This window comes from Candidatus Walczuchella monophlebidarum, assembly GCF_000709555.1.
Taxonomy (GTDB): Bacteria; Bacteroidota; Bacteroidia; order Flavobacteriales; family Blattabacteriaceae; genus Walczuchella; species Walczuchella monophlebidarum.
This window is the reverse complement of sequence record NZ_CP006873.1, coordinates 273,169-290,607: the sequence shown is the minus strand read 5'-3', so window position 1 is coordinate 290,607 and position 17,439 is coordinate 273,169. Positions and strand designations below refer to the sequence as shown.

The 17,439-nt window shown below is 32.0% G+C and carries 17 protein-coding genes, 2 tRNA genes and 1 pseudogene; 9 read left to right on the top strand and 11 right to left on the bottom strand.

Annotated features, from left to right (window positions below; translation table 11 throughout):
- Positions 1-379: 379 nt before the first annotated feature.
- The 3 genes and pseudogenes from FNIIJ_RS01450 to FNIIJ_RS01680 all read left to right on the top strand — a co-directional run.
- The gene (locus FNIIJ_RS01450) at positions 380-622 is read left to right on the top strand and encodes an acyl carrier protein (RefSeq protein WP_038436278.1); all 243 of its coding nucleotides are present in this window, start codon (positions 380-382) and stop codon (positions 620-622) included.
- A gap of 80 nt (positions 623-702) precedes the next feature.
- Entirely contained in the window at positions 703-960 is a 258-nt protein-coding gene (locus tag FNIIJ_RS01445) for a hypothetical protein (RefSeq protein ID WP_148299237.1), read from the top strand.
- Positions 961-1,065 (top strand): annotated as a pseudogene (locus FNIIJ_RS01680) (hypothetical protein); the annotation flags it as partial.
- A 125-nt stretch (positions 1,066-1,190) separates the two neighbouring features.
- On the opposite strand, the gene gltX reads toward FNIIJ_RS01680, so the two are convergent.
- Positions 1,191-2,687 carry a glutamate--tRNA ligase gene (gltX, locus tag FNIIJ_RS01440; protein ID WP_199397421.1) on the bottom strand — a complete coding sequence of 499 codons (1,497 nt, stop codon included), beginning with the start codon at positions 2,685-2,687 and terminating at the stop codon, positions 1,191-1,193.
- Between the two features lie 90 nt (positions 2,688-2,777).
- Here gltX and FNIIJ_RS01435 point away from each other — a divergent pair.
- Positions 2,778-2,862: transfer RNA gene (locus FNIIJ_RS01435), tRNA-Leu, on the top strand.
- Positions 2,863-2,919: 57 nt separating this feature from the next.
- Here FNIIJ_RS01435 and FNIIJ_RS01430 read toward each other — a convergent pair.
- The 9 genes from FNIIJ_RS01430 to lepA form a co-directional block, all read right to left on the bottom strand.
- A tRNA-Met gene (locus FNIIJ_RS01430) sits at positions 2,920-2,992 on the bottom strand.
- A 292-nt stretch (positions 2,993-3,284) separates the two neighbouring features.
- Entirely contained in the window at positions 3,285-4,748 is a 1,464-nt protein-coding gene (gene rpoN, locus FNIIJ_RS01425) for an RNA polymerase factor sigma-54 (RefSeq protein WP_038436274.1), read from the bottom strand.
- A gap of 3 nt (positions 4,749-4,751) precedes the next feature.
- Positions 4,752-6,170 (bottom strand): asparagine--tRNA ligase, encoded by a 1,419-nt coding sequence (gene asnS / locus FNIIJ_RS01420; protein ID WP_038436273.1) that lies wholly within the window; start codon positions 6,168-6,170, stop codon positions 4,752-4,754.
- Positions 6,171-6,177: 7 nt separating this feature from the next.
- Positions 6,178-6,732 (bottom strand): ribosome recycling factor, encoded by a 555-nt coding sequence (gene frr / locus FNIIJ_RS01415; RefSeq protein WP_038436271.1) that lies wholly within the window; start codon positions 6,730-6,732, stop codon positions 6,178-6,180.
- Between the two features lie 58 nt (positions 6,733-6,790).
- Positions 6,791-7,732, bottom strand: a complete 942-nt coding sequence (locus tag FNIIJ_RS01410) for a methylenetetrahydrofolate reductase (protein ID WP_038436270.1) — start codon at positions 7,730-7,732, stop codon at positions 6,791-6,793.
- A gap of 6 nt (positions 7,733-7,738) precedes the next feature.
- Entirely contained in the window at positions 7,739-9,013 is a 1,275-nt protein-coding gene (serS, locus tag FNIIJ_RS01405) for a serine--tRNA ligase (RefSeq protein ID WP_038436269.1), read from the bottom strand.
- 87 nt (positions 9,014-9,100) lie between these two features.
- On the bottom strand, positions 9,101-9,358 hold the full coding sequence (rpmA, locus tag FNIIJ_RS01400) for a 50S ribosomal protein L27 (RefSeq protein WP_038436268.1): 258 nt from the start codon (positions 9,356-9,358) through the stop codon (positions 9,101-9,103).
- Positions 9,359-9,384: 26 nt separating this feature from the next.
- Complete coding sequence (rplU, locus tag FNIIJ_RS01395) at positions 9,385-9,699, bottom strand: 50S ribosomal protein L21 (RefSeq protein WP_038436267.1); 315 nt, start codon at positions 9,697-9,699, stop codon at positions 9,385-9,387.
- A 53-nt stretch (positions 9,700-9,752) separates the two neighbouring features.
- On the bottom strand, positions 9,753-11,549 hold the full coding sequence (gene lepA, locus FNIIJ_RS01390) for a translation elongation factor 4 (protein ID WP_038436265.1): 1,797 nt from the start codon (positions 11,547-11,549) through the stop codon (positions 9,753-9,755).
- Between the two features lie 448 nt (positions 11,550-11,997).
- On the opposite strand from lepA, the gene sufB reads away from it, so the two are divergent.
- Genes sufB through FNIIJ_RS01675 form a run of 5 tightly spaced genes read left to right on the top strand, consistent with a single transcriptional unit; the run spans position 11,998 to position 16,862 of the window.
- Positions 11,998-13,434 carry a Fe-S cluster assembly protein SufB gene (gene sufB / locus FNIIJ_RS01385; protein WP_038436264.1) on the top strand — a complete coding sequence of 479 codons (1,437 nt, stop codon included), beginning with the start codon at positions 11,998-12,000 and terminating at the stop codon, positions 13,432-13,434.
- 15 nt (positions 13,435-13,449) lie between these two features.
- On the top strand, positions 13,450-14,193 hold the full coding sequence (gene sufC / locus FNIIJ_RS01380; RefSeq protein WP_038436263.1) for a Fe-S cluster assembly ATPase SufC: 744 nt from the start codon (positions 13,450-13,452) through the stop codon (positions 14,191-14,193).
- Entirely contained in the window at positions 14,175-15,476 is a 1,302-nt protein-coding gene (gene sufD, locus FNIIJ_RS01375; RefSeq protein ID WP_158499133.1) for a Fe-S cluster assembly protein SufD, read from the top strand. The genes sufC and sufD overlap by 19 nt, the downstream gene beginning before the upstream one ends.
- 8 nt (positions 15,477-15,484) lie before the next feature.
- The gene (locus FNIIJ_RS01370; protein WP_038436262.1) at positions 15,485-16,711 is read left to right on the top strand and encodes an aminotransferase class V-fold PLP-dependent enzyme; all 1,227 of its coding nucleotides are present in this window, start codon (positions 15,485-15,487) and stop codon (positions 16,709-16,711) included.
- 43 nt (positions 16,712-16,754) lie between these two features.
- Positions 16,755-16,862: a 30S ribosomal protein THX gene (locus tag FNIIJ_RS01675; protein ID WP_076690921.1), complete on the top strand. Its 108-nt coding sequence runs from the start codon at positions 16,755-16,757 to the stop codon at positions 16,860-16,862.
- A gap of 214 nt (positions 16,863-17,076) precedes the next feature.
- Here the strand turns inward: FNIIJ_RS01675 and FNIIJ_RS01365 are convergent, their stop codons facing one another.
- Positions 17,077-17,412, bottom strand: a complete 336-nt coding sequence (locus tag FNIIJ_RS01365) for a ribonuclease P protein component (RefSeq protein WP_076690915.1) — start codon at positions 17,410-17,412, stop codon at positions 17,077-17,079.
- Between the last annotated feature and the right edge of the window lie 27 nt (positions 17,413-17,439).

Sequence of the window (17,439 nt, the reverse complement as noted above, 5' to 3'; positions counted from 1 at the left end):
CTTAAATCGTTGTGCACACCGAGTTACAAGACATTATCTCGGTCTGGATGAACTAAGCGAAGAAGCAACGTTTTCTTTCTCAACCTTTTAACGTAGCAGAACAATTCCTAGGGAATTAGTAGACATTAAAGATCCCATTTCATGATTCTAGATGTTCATATTCCTGAAGTTGCCTTTAATCTTAAAGGAACTATACAACAAGTTATTGTAGAAAAAAAGTATAAAACAATTTATGAAGGATAAATCTCAAGTGGACATGCTACGTCATCTAATTCTTTTCAATTGTTAGATATCTATTTTAGAAAAAGGTGAAAGCTTACCATAAAAAGAGGATTACTTCATGTAAAAAAAAATAGTGTAGGAAGCAAACCTTAACAATATGCTTAAAGAAGATATTCAAGAAAAAGTAAAAAAAATAATTATAGACAAGTTAGCTATAAATGATAATGAAATACAGCCTAATGCCAATTTTATTAAAGATCTCGGTGCGGATTCTTTAGACAATGTAGAACTTATTATGGAATTTGAAAAAGAATTTAACATTTCAATACCAGATGAGGACGCAGAAAAGATATTTACCATCCAGAATGTTATAGATTATATACATCTTGCCACAAGATAGAAAGGTAGTTATTACAAGATTAGGGGTCCTATTGGAGGAGTAAGCTCCTATTACTTATTTTAATACATTTAAAACTCAGTTTGCATGCGGCTAAGGAAAATAAAAATAGAATAGGTGTTATTTGGTTGGTCATGAAAAATCTCTTTTCAATTATTTTCCAGGTAATAATCCTTTCTTTGATACTCATCTCAAAGGTCCCTGCTACAGTATCATCTTGTGCTTCTAATGCTCTTTCTACAAGAAATAATGACTTCTTCAAGACCTTTCTCTACGGATTATTTGTTCTAGGAGAACTTGCTGGCATAGGGATGATGAAAAATGCTCTTGCACAAATGTAGCACGTAACTTCAACTCCTTTAGTAGATATGACAGAAATTAAAGCAATAAAAAAAGTCTTCGTATATCAAATTAATATTAATTCTACTAAATCTATGACTGGTCATTGAGCCTCATTATTACCTTCTTGAGCCATAATCAGATTACTGATGATAACCAATCATATAATGCAAAAACGCACTATAAACGTTGGATTCTGTGGACATAATGTTTCTATTGGATTAGTCCACTTTTATACAGAAAACATTTGAATGAAACGGTACACTCTTTTTAGAGTTTCTTCCTTTCCAATCATTTCCATGATCAAAAATATATCTGGACCTTGTAGGGTCCCTACTAATGCTAAACGCATCTGCTGTATCATTTTACTAAAACACAATTGTTTTTTTTGGATAAAATCTTCAAAAGTTTTTTTAAGTGTAGATGCATAAAAATTATGCCACTTTGAAAGTGGTTGTGTTATTTTCTTTAAAAGAAAAATATTCTTCAGAGGTTCTACCTTTTTTATAGACTTAACATCATATTGATTCGGAGATTCAAAAAAATAATAAGAATGGTCCCATATTTCACTAATAAAATGAGCTCTTTCTTTTACAGCTTCAATAATTTTTCTAAGGTATTCATCTTTATAAATAATTTTATGCTTTTCAAGTTCTTTATGAAATAATGAAATAAGTTCTTCAATAGGTTTCTTACGTAAGTATTGTTGATTAATCCATTTAGCTTTTTCTTTATCAAAACGCGCTCCAGATTTACTAACTCTTTGTAAAGAAAATTTATCGATTAACTCATCTAACGAAAAGATTTCTTGTTCTCCTCCAGGATTCCAACCCAAAAGGGCAATGATATTAATAAACGCTTCCGGAAAATACCCCTTTTCTCTACATCCTAAACTATCTTTCCAATTTAAAGGAAAAACTGGGAATCCGAGACGTTCACCATCTCTTTTACTAAGTTTTCCTTTACCTTCAGGTTTAAAAATTAGAGGTAAATGCGCAAAACAAGGTATTTCCCAACCTAGTGCTTTATACAATAGTATATGAAGAGGTAATGAAGATAACCATTCTTCTCCACGAATTACATGCGTTATTTTCATCAGATGATCATCTATAACATTGGCTAAATGATAGGTAGGCATTCCATCAGATTTTACTAGAATTTTATCCTCCAAGGTCTTAGTATTAATCTTAAGTTTTCCTCTGACTTCATCATGAAGGATGAAACATTCATTTATAGTGTTTGTTTTGAAACGTATAACATACTGGGGTCCTTGTTGTAACCGATGGGATAGTTCTTGAGAAGTCATGGACAATGAATTATCCATTTGGAGTCTGGTTTTTTCATTATAAGAAAAGACTTCTCCTTTTATTTTTTCCCTCAAAGTATTTATTCTTTCTAGAGCGTCAAAAGCATAATAAGCATGTCCCTTATCGATCAGTTGACGAATATAAACATCATATAAGGGCTTCCGTTCGGATTGACGATAAGGGCCATAATTTCCAATATTAGAGGGACTTTCATTAGGAGTCAATCCACACCAATTCAACGCTTCTATTATATAATCTTCAGATCCTGGAACAATTCTATCCTGATCAGTATCTTCTATTCTAAGAATAAAATCACCTTTATGTTTTTTTGCTAATAAATAATTGTAAAGAGCTGTCCTGAGACTACCTAAATGCAATGGTCCTGTCGGACTTGGAGCAAAACGAACTCTCATATTTTTCATCTCTTTTTTTATGAGAATACTAATCCTTATGTTAATTGACGTGTCGTCGAATGGATAAAAAACCCCTTTTATATATATATTTATATTTATGCCCAAATGGCGTAATGGGTAGACGCGCTGGACTCAAAATCCAGTGGTCATTGTGACCGTGCGGGTTCGAATCCCGCTTTGGGCACGTTAGAGTATGAATCCGGAGTACGAATTGTAGGGCAGAATTGTAGAAACGCAATAGTAGCGGGAACAGGATTCGAACCTGTGACCTTCGGATTATGAGCCCGACGAGCTTCCAACTGCTCCACCCCGCAATCCAATTGTAAATATAATCATTTTTTACTAAAAAATGAGTTCAAATTTTATTTTTCTATATGAGTCCGTTGTAGAGATTGCCCATAACGCCATTCATCAATAAGTAATATCTCAGGTAAACCATTATAATTTGCTGTCCGTGTATTTTACAAGCATACAGTAATTAATCGTAGCATCTACAGCTGCAGTCTCCCCTACGTCATCTACAATATCGTGTAATCATCTGATCTCGTCCACGTATAATAATATTTTTTATTCATTTTTTCCAGTCAGAACCGTATTTTCAGTTTTTCAAAGGTGACATTTTTTATATAAAACAAATTTTCGCAATCGTGCTACAGGAATATTAAGCTGCTCTCTATATTTGGAGACAGTCCTCCTAGCTATATGATAGCCTTTTTCTCTAAGTAAAGTAGTTAATTTTTCATCGGTAAAAGGTAATTTTTTATTCTCTTGAGTAATAAAATTGGAAAGGATATTTCTTATCTCAATGGTTGAAATTTCTTCTCCCTTTTGATTAATCATTTTGTCAGAAAAAAAATCTTTTAGAAGAAAGAGACCATAAGGTGTTTCAAGATATTTACTATTTACCACCCGTGAGATAGTGGAAATATCCATGTTAATGTTAATAGCGATATCTTTCAATACCATTGGCCGAATTTGTTTCTTGTCCCCACTAAGAAAATATTCCTTTTGATAATCAATAATAGCATTCATTGTTAATAACAAAGTTTGTTCTCTATGTTTAACCGCATCGAGAAACCATTTTGCTGCATCAAGTTTTTGTTTAATAAAACGTACGGGATGATAAAAAGACTTCTGACCTTGCTGATATGAACGAAACATCTCTACATATGAAGGCGATATTCTCAGTTCTAATGAACTCGGTTTAGTTAAAGAAATTTCTAATTCACCATTTACAATATTAAGTAAAAAATCAGGAACTATATGTGTTGTAGCATCCTGAACCTGCAAGTTAGCATATGTTTTCCCAGGCTTTGGATCTAAACGTTCTATCTGATAAAGAGCTTTTCGAAGCATTTCATATGTTACATGATAACGTTCCCGCAACTTTTCATAATGTTTTTTAGAAAAAGACTCAAAATCCAGGAGGATAATATTTTTTGCTAAATCAATTGATGGACTTGAAGGTTTCTTTTGTATTTGAATTAAAAGACACTCCTTAAGATCTTTTGCTCCTATTCCTAAAGGATATAATTTTTGAACGCAATTTACAAGTAAATTGTTTACTTTTTCTTTATCCACTTTGATTCCTGTGGTCCAGGTTATATCATCGGATAAATCCTCAGGGTTTCTACGTAAATAACCATCTTCATCCAAGTTTCCTAAAATAAAATCTACTATAATAACATCTTTATCACTCAATTTAAAACCATGTAACTGCTGTTTAAGATGTTCATAAAAACTATTCAGAGTTCCCGTAGAAAAGGAGATAATTTTATCATAAGAACTTATCTTATGGGTTCTATAATCTGGAAGATCATCGTCACTGAGATATGAATCAATATTTACATCAGAGACATCTATAATTTGAGCATCTTCCTCCAAAGAGGATAATTCATCAGAATGTTCACCTTCTTCATTGAGACAAGATTCTAATACAGGATTTTCTTCAATTTCTTGGTGAAGTCTCTCTTCGAAGGCTAAAACAGGAAGCTGCACAAGTTGCATGAATTGGATCTGTTTCGGAGAAAGTTTTTGTTGAACTTTCTGTTGCAAGTTTTGTTTAAACATTTTCTAAAAATCTGCGTGTTTAGGAGTTCTAGGATAAGGAATGACATCTCTAATATTGCTCATACCTGTAGTAAATTGCACAAGACGTTCCAAACCTAAACCGAACCCACTATGTGGAGCTGAACCAAACCGCCGCGTGTCTAAATACCACCAAAGGACTTTTTCATCGATCTGAAATGCTTTCATACGATTTAATAAAATATCATATCTCTCTTCACGTTGAGACCCTCCTATAATTTCTCCTATTCTAGGAAATAGGACATCCATGGCTCTAACGGTCTTACTATCATCATTTATTCGCATATAAAAAGCCTTAATGTCTGCTGGATAATCAAATATAATAACCGGGACCCCAAAATATTTGTCTACCAAAAATCGTTCATGTTCTGATTGTAAATCCATTCCCCAGCGTATTGGATATTTAAATTTCCCTTTCTTATTTAAGTTACTAGATAATAAAATCTCAATAGCTTCGCTGTAACTAACCCTAGCAAAAGAGTGTTGCTTTATAAAGTATAAAATTTCGACAATATTTTGTCCTTCAAATTTTGGTTTCTGATTTTTAATAAAAGACCAATTAAGAAAATCTAAATCTTCAACGCAATTATTTAAAACATCATTTAGGAGACTCTTGAGAAGAGTTTCGGCTAAATCCATATTGTCTTCTAATTCATAGAAGGCCATTTCAGGTTCTACCATCCAAAATTCGGATAGATGTCGTGAAGTATTGGAATTTTCTGCACGAAAAGTAGGTCCAAACGTATAAATCTTTCCTAAAGCCATAGCAGCAGTTTCTCCAGCAAGTTGTCCAGACACGGTCAGATATGTAGAACACCCAAAGAAATCATCTAGATAACCATGATTAGGAATATTTTCCAGGTTAAAAGAAGTAATTCGGAACATTTTACCAGCGCCTTCAGCGTCCGAAGTAGTAATAATGGGAGTATGTATATAATAGAAATTATGTTTATGAAAAAAATGATGTATAGAAAAAGCCAATTGATGTCTAATCCTCAGAATAGCACTAAACAATCTGGTCCGAAAACGAAGATGAGCTTGTTCTCGAAGCTTTTCGAAGCTATGATGTTTGGGTTGTAAAATAGTTCCACGTAAGTAATTATGGGATATTTCGCTATATATTTTAATTTCTTTAGCAATAATTTCAATAGATTGTTTTTTTCCTAAACTTATTACAATAGTTCCAAAAACTCGTAAAGCAATGCCTATAGTAATTTTTTTTAGAAAATCTGAAGCAAATTTTGACCCTTCTATTACTATTTGTAAATCTTTTATAGTAGAACCATCATTCAAATCAATAAAACGTCGACTTCTAACAGATTTTACCCAACCATTTACAAAAACTTCTTTTGTCATAAGAGATGGACTTTCATCCAGTAACTCTTTAATAGAAAAGACTTTCATTAAAGGATTATATCGTCATAATTTCTTTTGCTTTTCCAGCAAGAAGTTCATCTATTTGATGAATATAAGTATTGGTAATTTTTTGCACTTTCTCTTCAGAAAGTTCTAACAAATCTTCAGAAATATTTTTGTTTTTCTTTAAAAGATGGTTAGTTTCTTTTCTTACATTTCGAATACTTACTTTTCCTAATTCTGCTTCTTCCTTAGCTATTTTCACTAATTCTTTTCTACGTTCTTCCGTTATAGGTGGAAAATGAATAATAATGGCTTCTCCATTATTCATTGGGGTAAATCCTATATTAGCATTAATTAGAGCTCTCTCTATAGAAGACAATAGACTACGTTCCCAAGGATAAATACTTAAAGTTGTCGAATCTATGATACTAATGTTGGCTATTTTATTTAATGCAGTAATAACTCCGTAATATTCTACTTTTATTGTGTCAAGCATATTTGGGTTAGCTTTTCCAGTCCGGATCTTGGAAAAATCGGTTTTAAGATGTTCTAGAGATTTTTCCATTTCTTTCTTACTAAGAGAAAGAATTTGTTGAACCTCTTCCATAAGAATGATTTACTTTAGAGGTAAATTATTATCACAGCTGATCCATAACATTTCTGGATTAACAAATATTTTTCACTATTTCATAAACGTTATGAGGGTTACTCATAGTATAATAGTGTATCACAGGGATCCCGTATTTTTTTAGTTCTTTGGATTGTTGAATAGCCCATTCTATGCCGATCCTAGATACATCTTTATTATTCTTAGCCCGTTGCACTTCACAAACAAGTTCATGAGGGAGATTGATATAAAAATGAGCAGGAATATTCCATAGTTGGGATTTGGAAGAAATGGGCTTTATTCCAGGAATAATAGGTACAGTTAATCCTTCTGACCTACAACGAGATACGAAATTAAAATATTTGGTATTATCAAAAAACATTTGTGTAATAATATAGTCTGCTCCAGATGTAATCTTTTTCCTTATATGAAAAATATCTTCATTCATATTAGGAGATTCAAAATGTTTTTCTGGATAACCAGTTACACCGATACAAAAATCCGTGGTATGTACACCTATAAAGTTTTTATCTAGATATATTCCCTTATTTAGGTAGTATATTTGTTTTACCAAATCAACCGAATGGTTATGTACATTATGTTCCGGTACATTTTTTTTTTCAAAATTCATCGTATCTCCTCTAAGCACGAAAATATTTCTTATGCCTGATAACCAGAGATCGATTAAAATATTTTCTGTCCGTTTTTTGTTAAATACTCCACAAAGTATATGGGGAACGGGATCTACTCCATACTTATTCATAATAGCTGCACAGATAGCCATTGTCCCTGGTCTTCTAGAAAATTTTTTCTTTTTTCTCAGCTTCTTTATTCCATATTCTTCCCGATGATAAGTCACATTTATAAAAGGAGGATTAAATTCCATCAGAGGATCTAGCACATCAAAAATATCTAAAATACTTCTTCCAATCAAAGGAGGAAGAATCTCGAAAGATAATAATGTGGTTTTAGCACGTTCTATGTATTCCGTGACTTTCATCAAACCTCAAAAAGGAAGAGTAATTTTTTCAAATCCAGTATAGGAAACGAGGACATTGGGAATAAGAATTTCTTTTTCATCCTGATTCTCTTCTAAAAGAACTGCTAAAATTCTTGGTAATGCTAAAGCACTGCCATTAAGAGCATGGCAAAACAGGATTTTTCCTCCGTTATTTTTATATCGGATATTAAGTCTATTAGTTTGAAAATCAGTACAATTAGATATAGAACTAACTTCTAACCAACGTTTCTGTATCGATGAATATATTTCGAAATCATACGTAATAGCCGACGTAAAACCTATATCTCTACCACATAATCGTAACAATCGAAAGGGTAAATTTAAATTCATTAAAAGTCCTTGAACATATTTGACCATTTCTTCTAAAATCTCAGAAGAAGTCTCAGGGGTAGAAATCTGGACAATTTCTACTTTATCGAATTGATGTAATCGATTAAGTCCTCGAACATTAGCTCCATAGGAACCAGCCTCCCTTCGAAAACAAGGTGTATAAGTAGTAGCTTTAATAGGTAATTTATTTTCGGGCAAAATTTTATCCCGAAAACAATTTATTAATGGGATCTCTCCAGTTGGAATTAGATACAAAAAGTCTCGAGTTATATAATACATTTGTTCTTCTTTATCAGGCAATTGTCCGGTACCTTGTACAGAAGATTCATTTACTATATACGGTAAAGCGTACTCGATATAACCTGCACGAATATTTTTATCAAGAAAATATTGTACAAGTGCTCGTTGTAACCGAGCACCTTGACCAATATATACTGGAAAACCTGATTTACTTATGTTTGCACCTAATTTCCAATCGATCAGATGAAATTTATTAGCAAGCTCGCAATGAGTGAGCTTCTTTTTATTTAATAAATGGGAAGAATGACAATTATAAAGAATCTCATTTTTTTCAGAAACAAATTTTGATTTAACTAATTTATAAGGAATATTAGGAATTTTAAGCAAAGCTTCCTTTAGGAGCTTTGACTTTTGGGAAAGTTTTTTATTCAGTTCATGTATTTCTGACTTTAATTTTAAAGATTGGGAACGAAGTGATTGTGTCCCTTTACCATTTGTGAAAAGTTTACCTATCTCTTTAGAGAGATTATTGTAAGCTGCAAGATATTCATTATATTGAAATTGGATTTTTCTTTTTTCCTTATCTAGAGACAAGATTCTATCAATTAAATAAATTTTATAAAATTTACGTGTTTTAAGTCCTTCAATGACTTTTTCCCGGTTTTCTCGTATAAATGATACTTGTAACATATAATTATTAAGTATATTTGGACGTGAAACAATGGTCAAAAATATTTAAACTGCAACCAGTCATAAAGAATAACCATTGATGGATTTTTATTTATCCATTTTAATAACAGACACGTAGGAATTTCCTTTTTTTTTATAAAACTTCACTAATCCTAATTCTGCAGCGTGTAAAGTATGATCTTTACCCATAAAAACTAGATTACCCGGGCGGTGTTTAGTTCCTCTTTGACGAACAATAATATTTCCAGGCTGGACCTTTTGACCTCCAAATATTTTTATTCCTAATCGTTTACTTGCTGAATCTCGTCCATTTTTTGAACTTCCTACTCCTTTTTTATGAGCCATTAGAATATATTTATTGAGTTATTTACTTATTCCATATTGATGGAAATAATTTTTAATTTGGTAAGTTTCTGTCTATGACCCTGTTTGATCTGATATCCTTTTCTTCTTTTTTTTTTAAAAACTATGATTTTATCAGATTTAATATGCGAAAGGACCTTTCCTATTACTTGTATTTTCTTTATAAATGGAGTACCTATGGTAACATCCCCAGACCTCTCTAGTAAAAGAACTCGATTAAAAGTTACATTTTCTCCCTCTTTTTGTTTTAACCGAGGAATATATACGAATCTGTCTTGGTAAACTTTATATTGGAACCCTGCTATCTCTACAATGACATACATGGTAAGGGGATTAAAATAAATAATAAATATACAACTTTATTTTTTTTATATAATTAATCCTCTAATTTCAGCATGGTCATAAAAGCTAATTGCGGTATTTCAATTTTCCCGATTTGCCGCATTTTTTTTTTACCTTTTTTTTGTTTTTCTATAAGTTTTTTTTTTCGGGAAATATCTCCTCCGTAACATTTAGCTATCACATCTTTTCTAAATGCCTTAATTGTTTCACTAGCAATAATTTTTCTTCCGATAGCTATTTGTATAGGAATTTCAAACTGTTGTCTTGGAATAAGTTTGTATAATTTTTCACACATTTTTTTACCTATATAAAAAGCGTTGCTTCTTGGCACTATGGCAGAAAAAGCATCTATTGTTTTAGTATTGATAAGAACATCTATTCTTACTAGATCGGAAGTCCTATACTCTATAGGAGTATAATCAAAGGAAGCATATCCCTTAGAAAGTGATTTAAGTTTATCATAAAAATCAAACACTACCTCAGCCAATGGAATTTCCAATAGAAGTTCTACCTTACTAGGCGTTATATACGATTGATTCTTAATTATTCCTCTTTTTTTTATACATAAAGACATTATTGAACCTAAATATTCACATAAGGTGATGATCGAAGCTCTTATATAAGGCTCTTCTATTCTTTCTAAAAAAGAAGAAGGAGGCATGTCCGAGGGATTATTCACCCAAAGGAATTTTTTAGTAGATTTTTTTAAAAAAGCTTTATAGGCAACATTCGGAACGGTTGTTATTACTGCAATATTGTATTCACGATGCAACCGATCTCGTATGATTTCCATATGTAACATACCTAAAAATCCGCATCGAAAACCCAAACCAAGAGCTATGGAAGATTCTGTAATAAAAGTGAGAGAAACATCGTTCAATCGTAATTTTTCAATGGAGGTACGCAACTCTTCATAGTCTTTACTATCTACTGGATAAACTCCTGCAAATACCATAGGTTTTACTTCTTTAAACCCTTTGATTGGATTTGTTGCTGGATTATCAATTGAGGTAAAAGTATCACCTACTTTAATTTCTAAAACATTTTTGATTCCTGGAATCAGATAGCCTACATTTCCAGGACCTATGGATTCCATAGGAATTTTTTTTGATTTAAAAATTCCAATTTCATCTACAGAACAAATTTTTTCAGTTCCCATGAATTTGATCTTCTGTCCTTTCCTTATTTCACCATTCAGAACGCGAAAATAAGCCTCTACTCCTCGAAAAGAGTTATAGATAGAATCAAAAATCAACGCTTGTAATGGAGATATAGGATCTCCATGAGGATGAGGAATTTTCTCTATTATAGTATTTAGAATTTTATCAATTCCTATATTTTTTTTAGCGCTCGCATAAATTATTTCTTCAGGTAAACATCCTATAAGATTTACAATATCAACAACAACTCTTTCAGGATTCGATCCTGGTAAATCGATTTTATTAAGTATAGGGATTATTTTTAAATTATTTTCTAGAGCGAGATAAAAATTAGATATAGTTTGGGCTTGTACGCCTTGCACAGCATCCACTATCAATAAAGCTCCTTCACAAGCAGTAATCGATCGCGATACTTCTGAGGAAAAATCGACATGTCCTGGAGTATCAATCAGGTTAAGTATATAATCGATTCCTTTATACTTATAATTCATTTGAATAGCGTGACTTTTAATGGTAATACCACGTTCTCGTTCAAGGTCCATGTCATCAAGAAATTGGTTTTTCTTTTCTTTATCAGAAATAGTTCCCGTTCGTTCTAGCAACCGATCTGCCAAGGTGCTCTTTCCATGGTCTATATGAGCGATAATACAGAAGTTACGTATAAATTTCATTTAGTTTTTTTTTAAAGTATTGCAAACGCAGGGATATAACGTAACACGAAAGCCCCTCTACCGGAATCGTAATGATATAGCTTGACAAAAGTAAAATTTTTATAACCTAAAAGCGGATACCATGGCATTATGTATGCAGGTTAATTTCTATCGATAGACTGAAGCAAGATTTCCTAGAAATTGAGAACGCTCGTGTAAAAGGACGAGACCAACCCAATATGTTTAGTAGGAACGGATATGAGACGTTATGATCTTTTAGACTTTCACTAAGAGAAATAGTATATATATAGACACTCACTACAGTGATTATTCTGTATAAAAAAAAATTTATTGATGCAAGAAGAAGGTTTATCTAAAGACAAAGTATTTAAGGAAGGAGAAATAAAATCTGTAGGTTTTTACAACCCGAATGCTGAATGTGGTTGCGTAGGGAGTTTTTACGCTTAATATGAAACAAGACCTTCTTCAGAAGATTCCTGAATCTGAATATAAGTATGGTTTTTATTCTCAACTCGATTCTGATAAATTTCCTAAAGGTCTCAACGAAAAGGTTATTGTTTCTCTTTCAAAAAAAAGATCTGAGCCAAATTGGATGATGCAGTGGCGACTAGAGGCCTTTAAAATATGGAAAGAAATGAAAGAGCCTGAATGGTCTCAGATTAAATATAAAAAACTTAATTATCAAGATATTAGTTATTATTCTGCTCCTAAAAGAAAAACTACTGTCAATAGTTTGGATCAAGTGGATTCTTATTTATTAGAAACTTTTAATAAACTTGGAATTCCTCTTGAAGAACAAAAGTATTTGGCGGGAGTTGCTCTAGATGTAGTAATAGACTCTATATCTGTAACGACTACTTTCAAAAAAACTTTATCAAAAAAAGGGATTATTTTTTGTTCAATAAATGAAGCTATACATAAGCATCCTGAATTAGTAAGGAAATACATTGGAACGGTAGTCCCAATAAGAGATAATTTCTATGCTGCGTTAAATTCTGCAGTATTTTCTGATGGTTCGTTTTGTTATATACCAGATGGAGTTCATTGTCCAATGGAACTTTCTACTTATTTCCGGATTAACGAAGGAGGGACAGGACAATTTGAACGGACATTAGTTATCGCTGGTAAAGGGGCTTATGTAAGTTATTTGGAAGGATGTACTGCTCCAAGACGAGATGAAAATCAGTTACATGCTGCCGTAGTAGAACTTATTTCGTTAGAAGATGCTGAAATTAAATATTCGACAGTGCAAAATTGGTTTCCTGGAGATAAAGACGGAAAGGGAGGAGTTTATAACTTTGTCACGAAAAGGGGAATTTGCGAAACAAGATCTAAAATTTCCTGGACGCAAGTAGAAACTGGTTCTTCCATAACGTGGAAATATCCATCTTGCATTTTGAAAGGAGATTATTCAATTGGAGAATTTTATTCCGTAGCTATTACAAAAAATTTTCAACAAGCCGATACAGGAACTAAGATGATCCATATTGGGAATAATACAAAAAGTACCATTATTTCTAAAGGGATTTCTTCCGGAAAATCACAAAATAGTTATCGAGGATTAGTAAAGGTTTCCAAACAAGCGGAAAATGCCCGAAATTTTTCTCAATGTGATTCACTACTTATTGGAAATAAATGTGGAGCCCACACCTTCCCTAACATAGAAGTAAACAATCCTTCTGCAAGGATAGAACATGAAGCTACCACATCGAAAATTGGAGAAGATCAGATTTTTTTTTGCAATCAAAGAGGAATAAATAAAGAAAAGGCTATAGCCCTTATCGTTAACGGTTTTAGCAAAGAAGTACTTAATAAATTGCCTCTGGAATTTTCTGTGGAAGCCAAAAAACTATTAGAAATTTCTTTAGAAGGATCAGTAGGATAGTAATATTCTGTAATTATGTTAAATATCATTGATCTTCATGTTAGGATAAAAGAAAAAAATATTCTGAGAGGAATAAATTTGAAAATTAAGAAAGGAGAAATTCATGCCATTATGGGACCTAATGGTTCTGGAAAAAGTACGCTATCTTCTATTATTGCTGGAAAAGAAGGTTACGAAGTAACTCATGGAAGCATATTTTTCGAAGGAAAAAATATTTTAAAATATTCACCAGAAAAGCGGGCACATTTAGGGATATTCCTTTCTTTTCAATATCCTATAGAAATACCAGGAGTGTCTATAACAAATTTTATTCGTACAGCTATAAACTCTTTTAGGAAGGCTAAGGGATTGGAAGAGATGACTGCTACTGATATGCTAAAGAAAATTCATCAAAACTCTACCCTTTTAGGAATAGACAAAAATTTACTTTATCGTTCTATCAACGAGGGTTTCTCAGGTGGAGAAAAAAAACTTACCGAAATTTTTCAAATGGCTATGTTAGAACCTAAATTGGCTATTCTTGATGAAACAGACTCAGGACTGGATATTGATGCACTACGAATAGTAGCTAATGGAATAAAGAGCCTAAAAAATAGGGAAAATGCGATTTTAATAATTACGCATTATCATCGTATTTTGCAGGATATTGTTCCAGATTATGTTCATGTCTTATACCAAGGTAAAATCGTAAAATCAGGGGACAAAAAACTTACGATGGAACTCGAAAAAAAAGGTTATGATTGGATAAAAACTCATTAATGATAGATATAAAAAAAAAGATTATCTCTTCTTATTTCAAGAAGAAAAGACCTTGGCATGAATATTTTCAGACACTTCGTTTTTCCGCTATAAAAACATTTAAAAAAAAAGTATTGACCACGATTGACGAATGGAACATCCCATTATTAAATCGTGATTATATGTTTTCTCATAAGACTTCTATAGAATGGAAAGATATACAGCCTCATTTATTATATCCTACTGATAGTTCCCGATTAGTCTTTGTTAATGGGGTGTATAGTGCACGGTTTTCCCAGCCCCAAGACAAAAACATTAGTGTTTTTTCTCATGGACTTTCTCCAGAAAAATATGTTTATATTATAGCTTTTTATGCTAAACTTTCTTCATCGCAAGATGGATTCAATGCTATGAATACCGCTTTAGCCCAAGATGTGGCCTATATACACATACCAGATGGTCTCAGAGTAGAACATCCTATACAAATAGTATACTTTTCTAGTGGGGTAGATTCCCACTATACACTTCTTTTTCCGAGAAACTTGGTAATTTTAGGAAAAGGATCTTACGCCGAAATTATAGAAAAACATTATACATTAGGATCATATATTCCATTAAGCAATTCTGTAACAGAGATCTATACGGATGCTCATAGTCATTTAGAATATTTTAAAATCCAGAATGATATTTCTAAATCTTCTTTAATAGATCAGACGTTTATTTATCAAAAGTTTAAAAGCAAGTGTTCTATAAGTACTTTTTCTTTTGGAGGAAAACTAGTTAGGAACAATTTACATATTTATCAACGTGATTCAAAAGGATGTTCAAAACTAAATGGGATTAGTATTCTTCATGGAGAAATTTTGGTGGATCATCATACTGTAATAGAACATGCTTATCCTAATGGTAAAAGTCATGAAATCTACAAAGGGATATTTGATGATAAAGCTAAAGGTGTTTTTAATGGAAAAATAATAGTTCGGAAAGAAGCAAAAAAAACTGATGCTTTTCAAAGGAATAACAATATTTTACTATCCAGAAAAACTTCTGTAAAGACAAAGCCTCACCTTGAAATTTTTGCAGACGATGTACGATGCACTCACGGTTGTACTATTGGTCAGTTTAACGAACAAGCTCTTTTTTATTTTCGTTCCCGGGGGATTTCTGAAAAAGAGGCTCGTGCACAATTGATGTTTGCTTTTGTTCAAGAGGTGTTAGAACATATTCCTATTCCAAAACTAAAGAAACATCTTTATGAAATCATAAGTAAAAAAATGAATGTCTATCTTAATTTTTATTTATAAACCTCAGAATGTTATCACCATCAGAAATACGTGACATAAGAAAAAATTTTCCTATTCTTTCTAAGAAAGTCTATGATCACCCTTGGATATATTTAGACAACGCAGCCACCACTCAAAAACCTATGGAAGTGATCAGTGCTATAAATAAATATTATAGCACTATGAATTCTAATGTTCATCGTGGGATTCACTATATGAGTCAAGTGGCTACAGAAGCTATGGAAAGAAGTCGTGAGCATATACACAGATTTATCAATTCTTTTAGTGTGCAGGAAATAATATTTACTAAGGGTACAACTGAATCTATTAATTTAATAGCGTACGCTATGAATGATTTTATACATGAAGGAGATGATATTATACTTTCAGAACTTGAGCATCACTCTAATATTGTCCCATGGCAAATGTTATGCCAACGCAAAAACGCCCATTTGAATATTATTCCAATAGAAACAAATGGTTGTTTATGTATAGAAGTCTTAGATAGACTTTTAAGTGAACGGACTCGGATCGTTTCTATAAATCACATTTCTAACGTGTTAGGAGTAATAAATCCTATCAAAGAAATTATCCAAAAAGTACATAATCAAGGTGCTTGGGTTTTTATTGATGGAGCTCAAGCACCTGCTCATACTAAAATAGATGTCCAAGATTTAGATGTTGACTTTTATGCTTTTTCAGCTCATAAGATGTATGGTCCTACAGGTATAGGAGTATTATATGGAAAAAAGAATTTGCTTGAAAAATTTTCTCCATGGCAAGGAGGAGGTGAAATGATTAAAGAGGTAAATTTTGATAAAACTATTTATGCTGAATTACCTTTTAAGTTAGAAGCTGGAACCCCAAATATTGCTGGAATTATTGCTTGGGAAAGCGCATTATTTTTTATCGAAAATATAGGTCTGGATAGGATTAAATCTTACGAAGATTATCTGATAAAAGAAGTAAGTCGTCATTTAAATTCATTAAATGGTCTTTCCCAGTATGCAGATACTGCACCACGTTCCACTATCGTATCTTTTAATTTATCTGGAGTACACCCGTTTGATCTAGGTAGTCTTCTAGATAGAATGGGAATTGCAGTACGCACAGGTCATCATTGTGCCCAACCGCTTATGAAAGCTTTAGGAACAATTGGAACCATTAGAGCTAGTTTTGCTGTTTATAATACCATAGAAGAAGCTGAAAAACTTTGTGAGTATATTACTAAAGCCTGCGAAATGTTGTTTATTTAACACGATTTTTATATATTTGATACGATAAAAAAATACATATAACATGGGAAAGGGAGATAAAAAAACACGTCGTGGAAAAATTAATAGAGGGACTTATGGGAACACTCGGTTGAGCCCAAAAAATATCAAACGTCTTAAAAAAAAAATATAGGATGACTATAAAGAGAGTACATAGTAGAAGGTGTAGATATCATCCTTTAAACAATGAAAAAAATTCTATACCTATTTTTAGGTGCGTTTATTTTACTTATAGTACTATATATCTACATACTATTCAATCCAACAACATCTTTTTTGTCTGAAAATCCTTTCAAATATTGTTTGGGTTTTATCATTTCGATATGTGGGTTCCTATTAATACTTATTTATTTACTAATTAAAAATAAGTAAAATATTTTTTCTATATTATTTATAATATACATTTCTATTTCCTGAACTTTCGTAAGTTCTTTCTTCATCCAAAGAAATAATATTAAATAAGAGGGTTGCCCATTTTGTTTTAAAAACTTTCGTATATAGGCGTTTCTGATTCTTCGTTTAACTAGATTTCTTTTTACTGCGCTTTTAATAAATTTTTTCGGAACATAGACACAAATTTTTGATAAAAAACATATAGATTTTTTTTGGAGAAAAATAATTTTTAATCCATTCGTTTGCACAGAATAGCCATTTTTGTAAAGTTCGATAAAATTATTTTTCACTTGTTAATTGTTTGACGAGTGTAATAA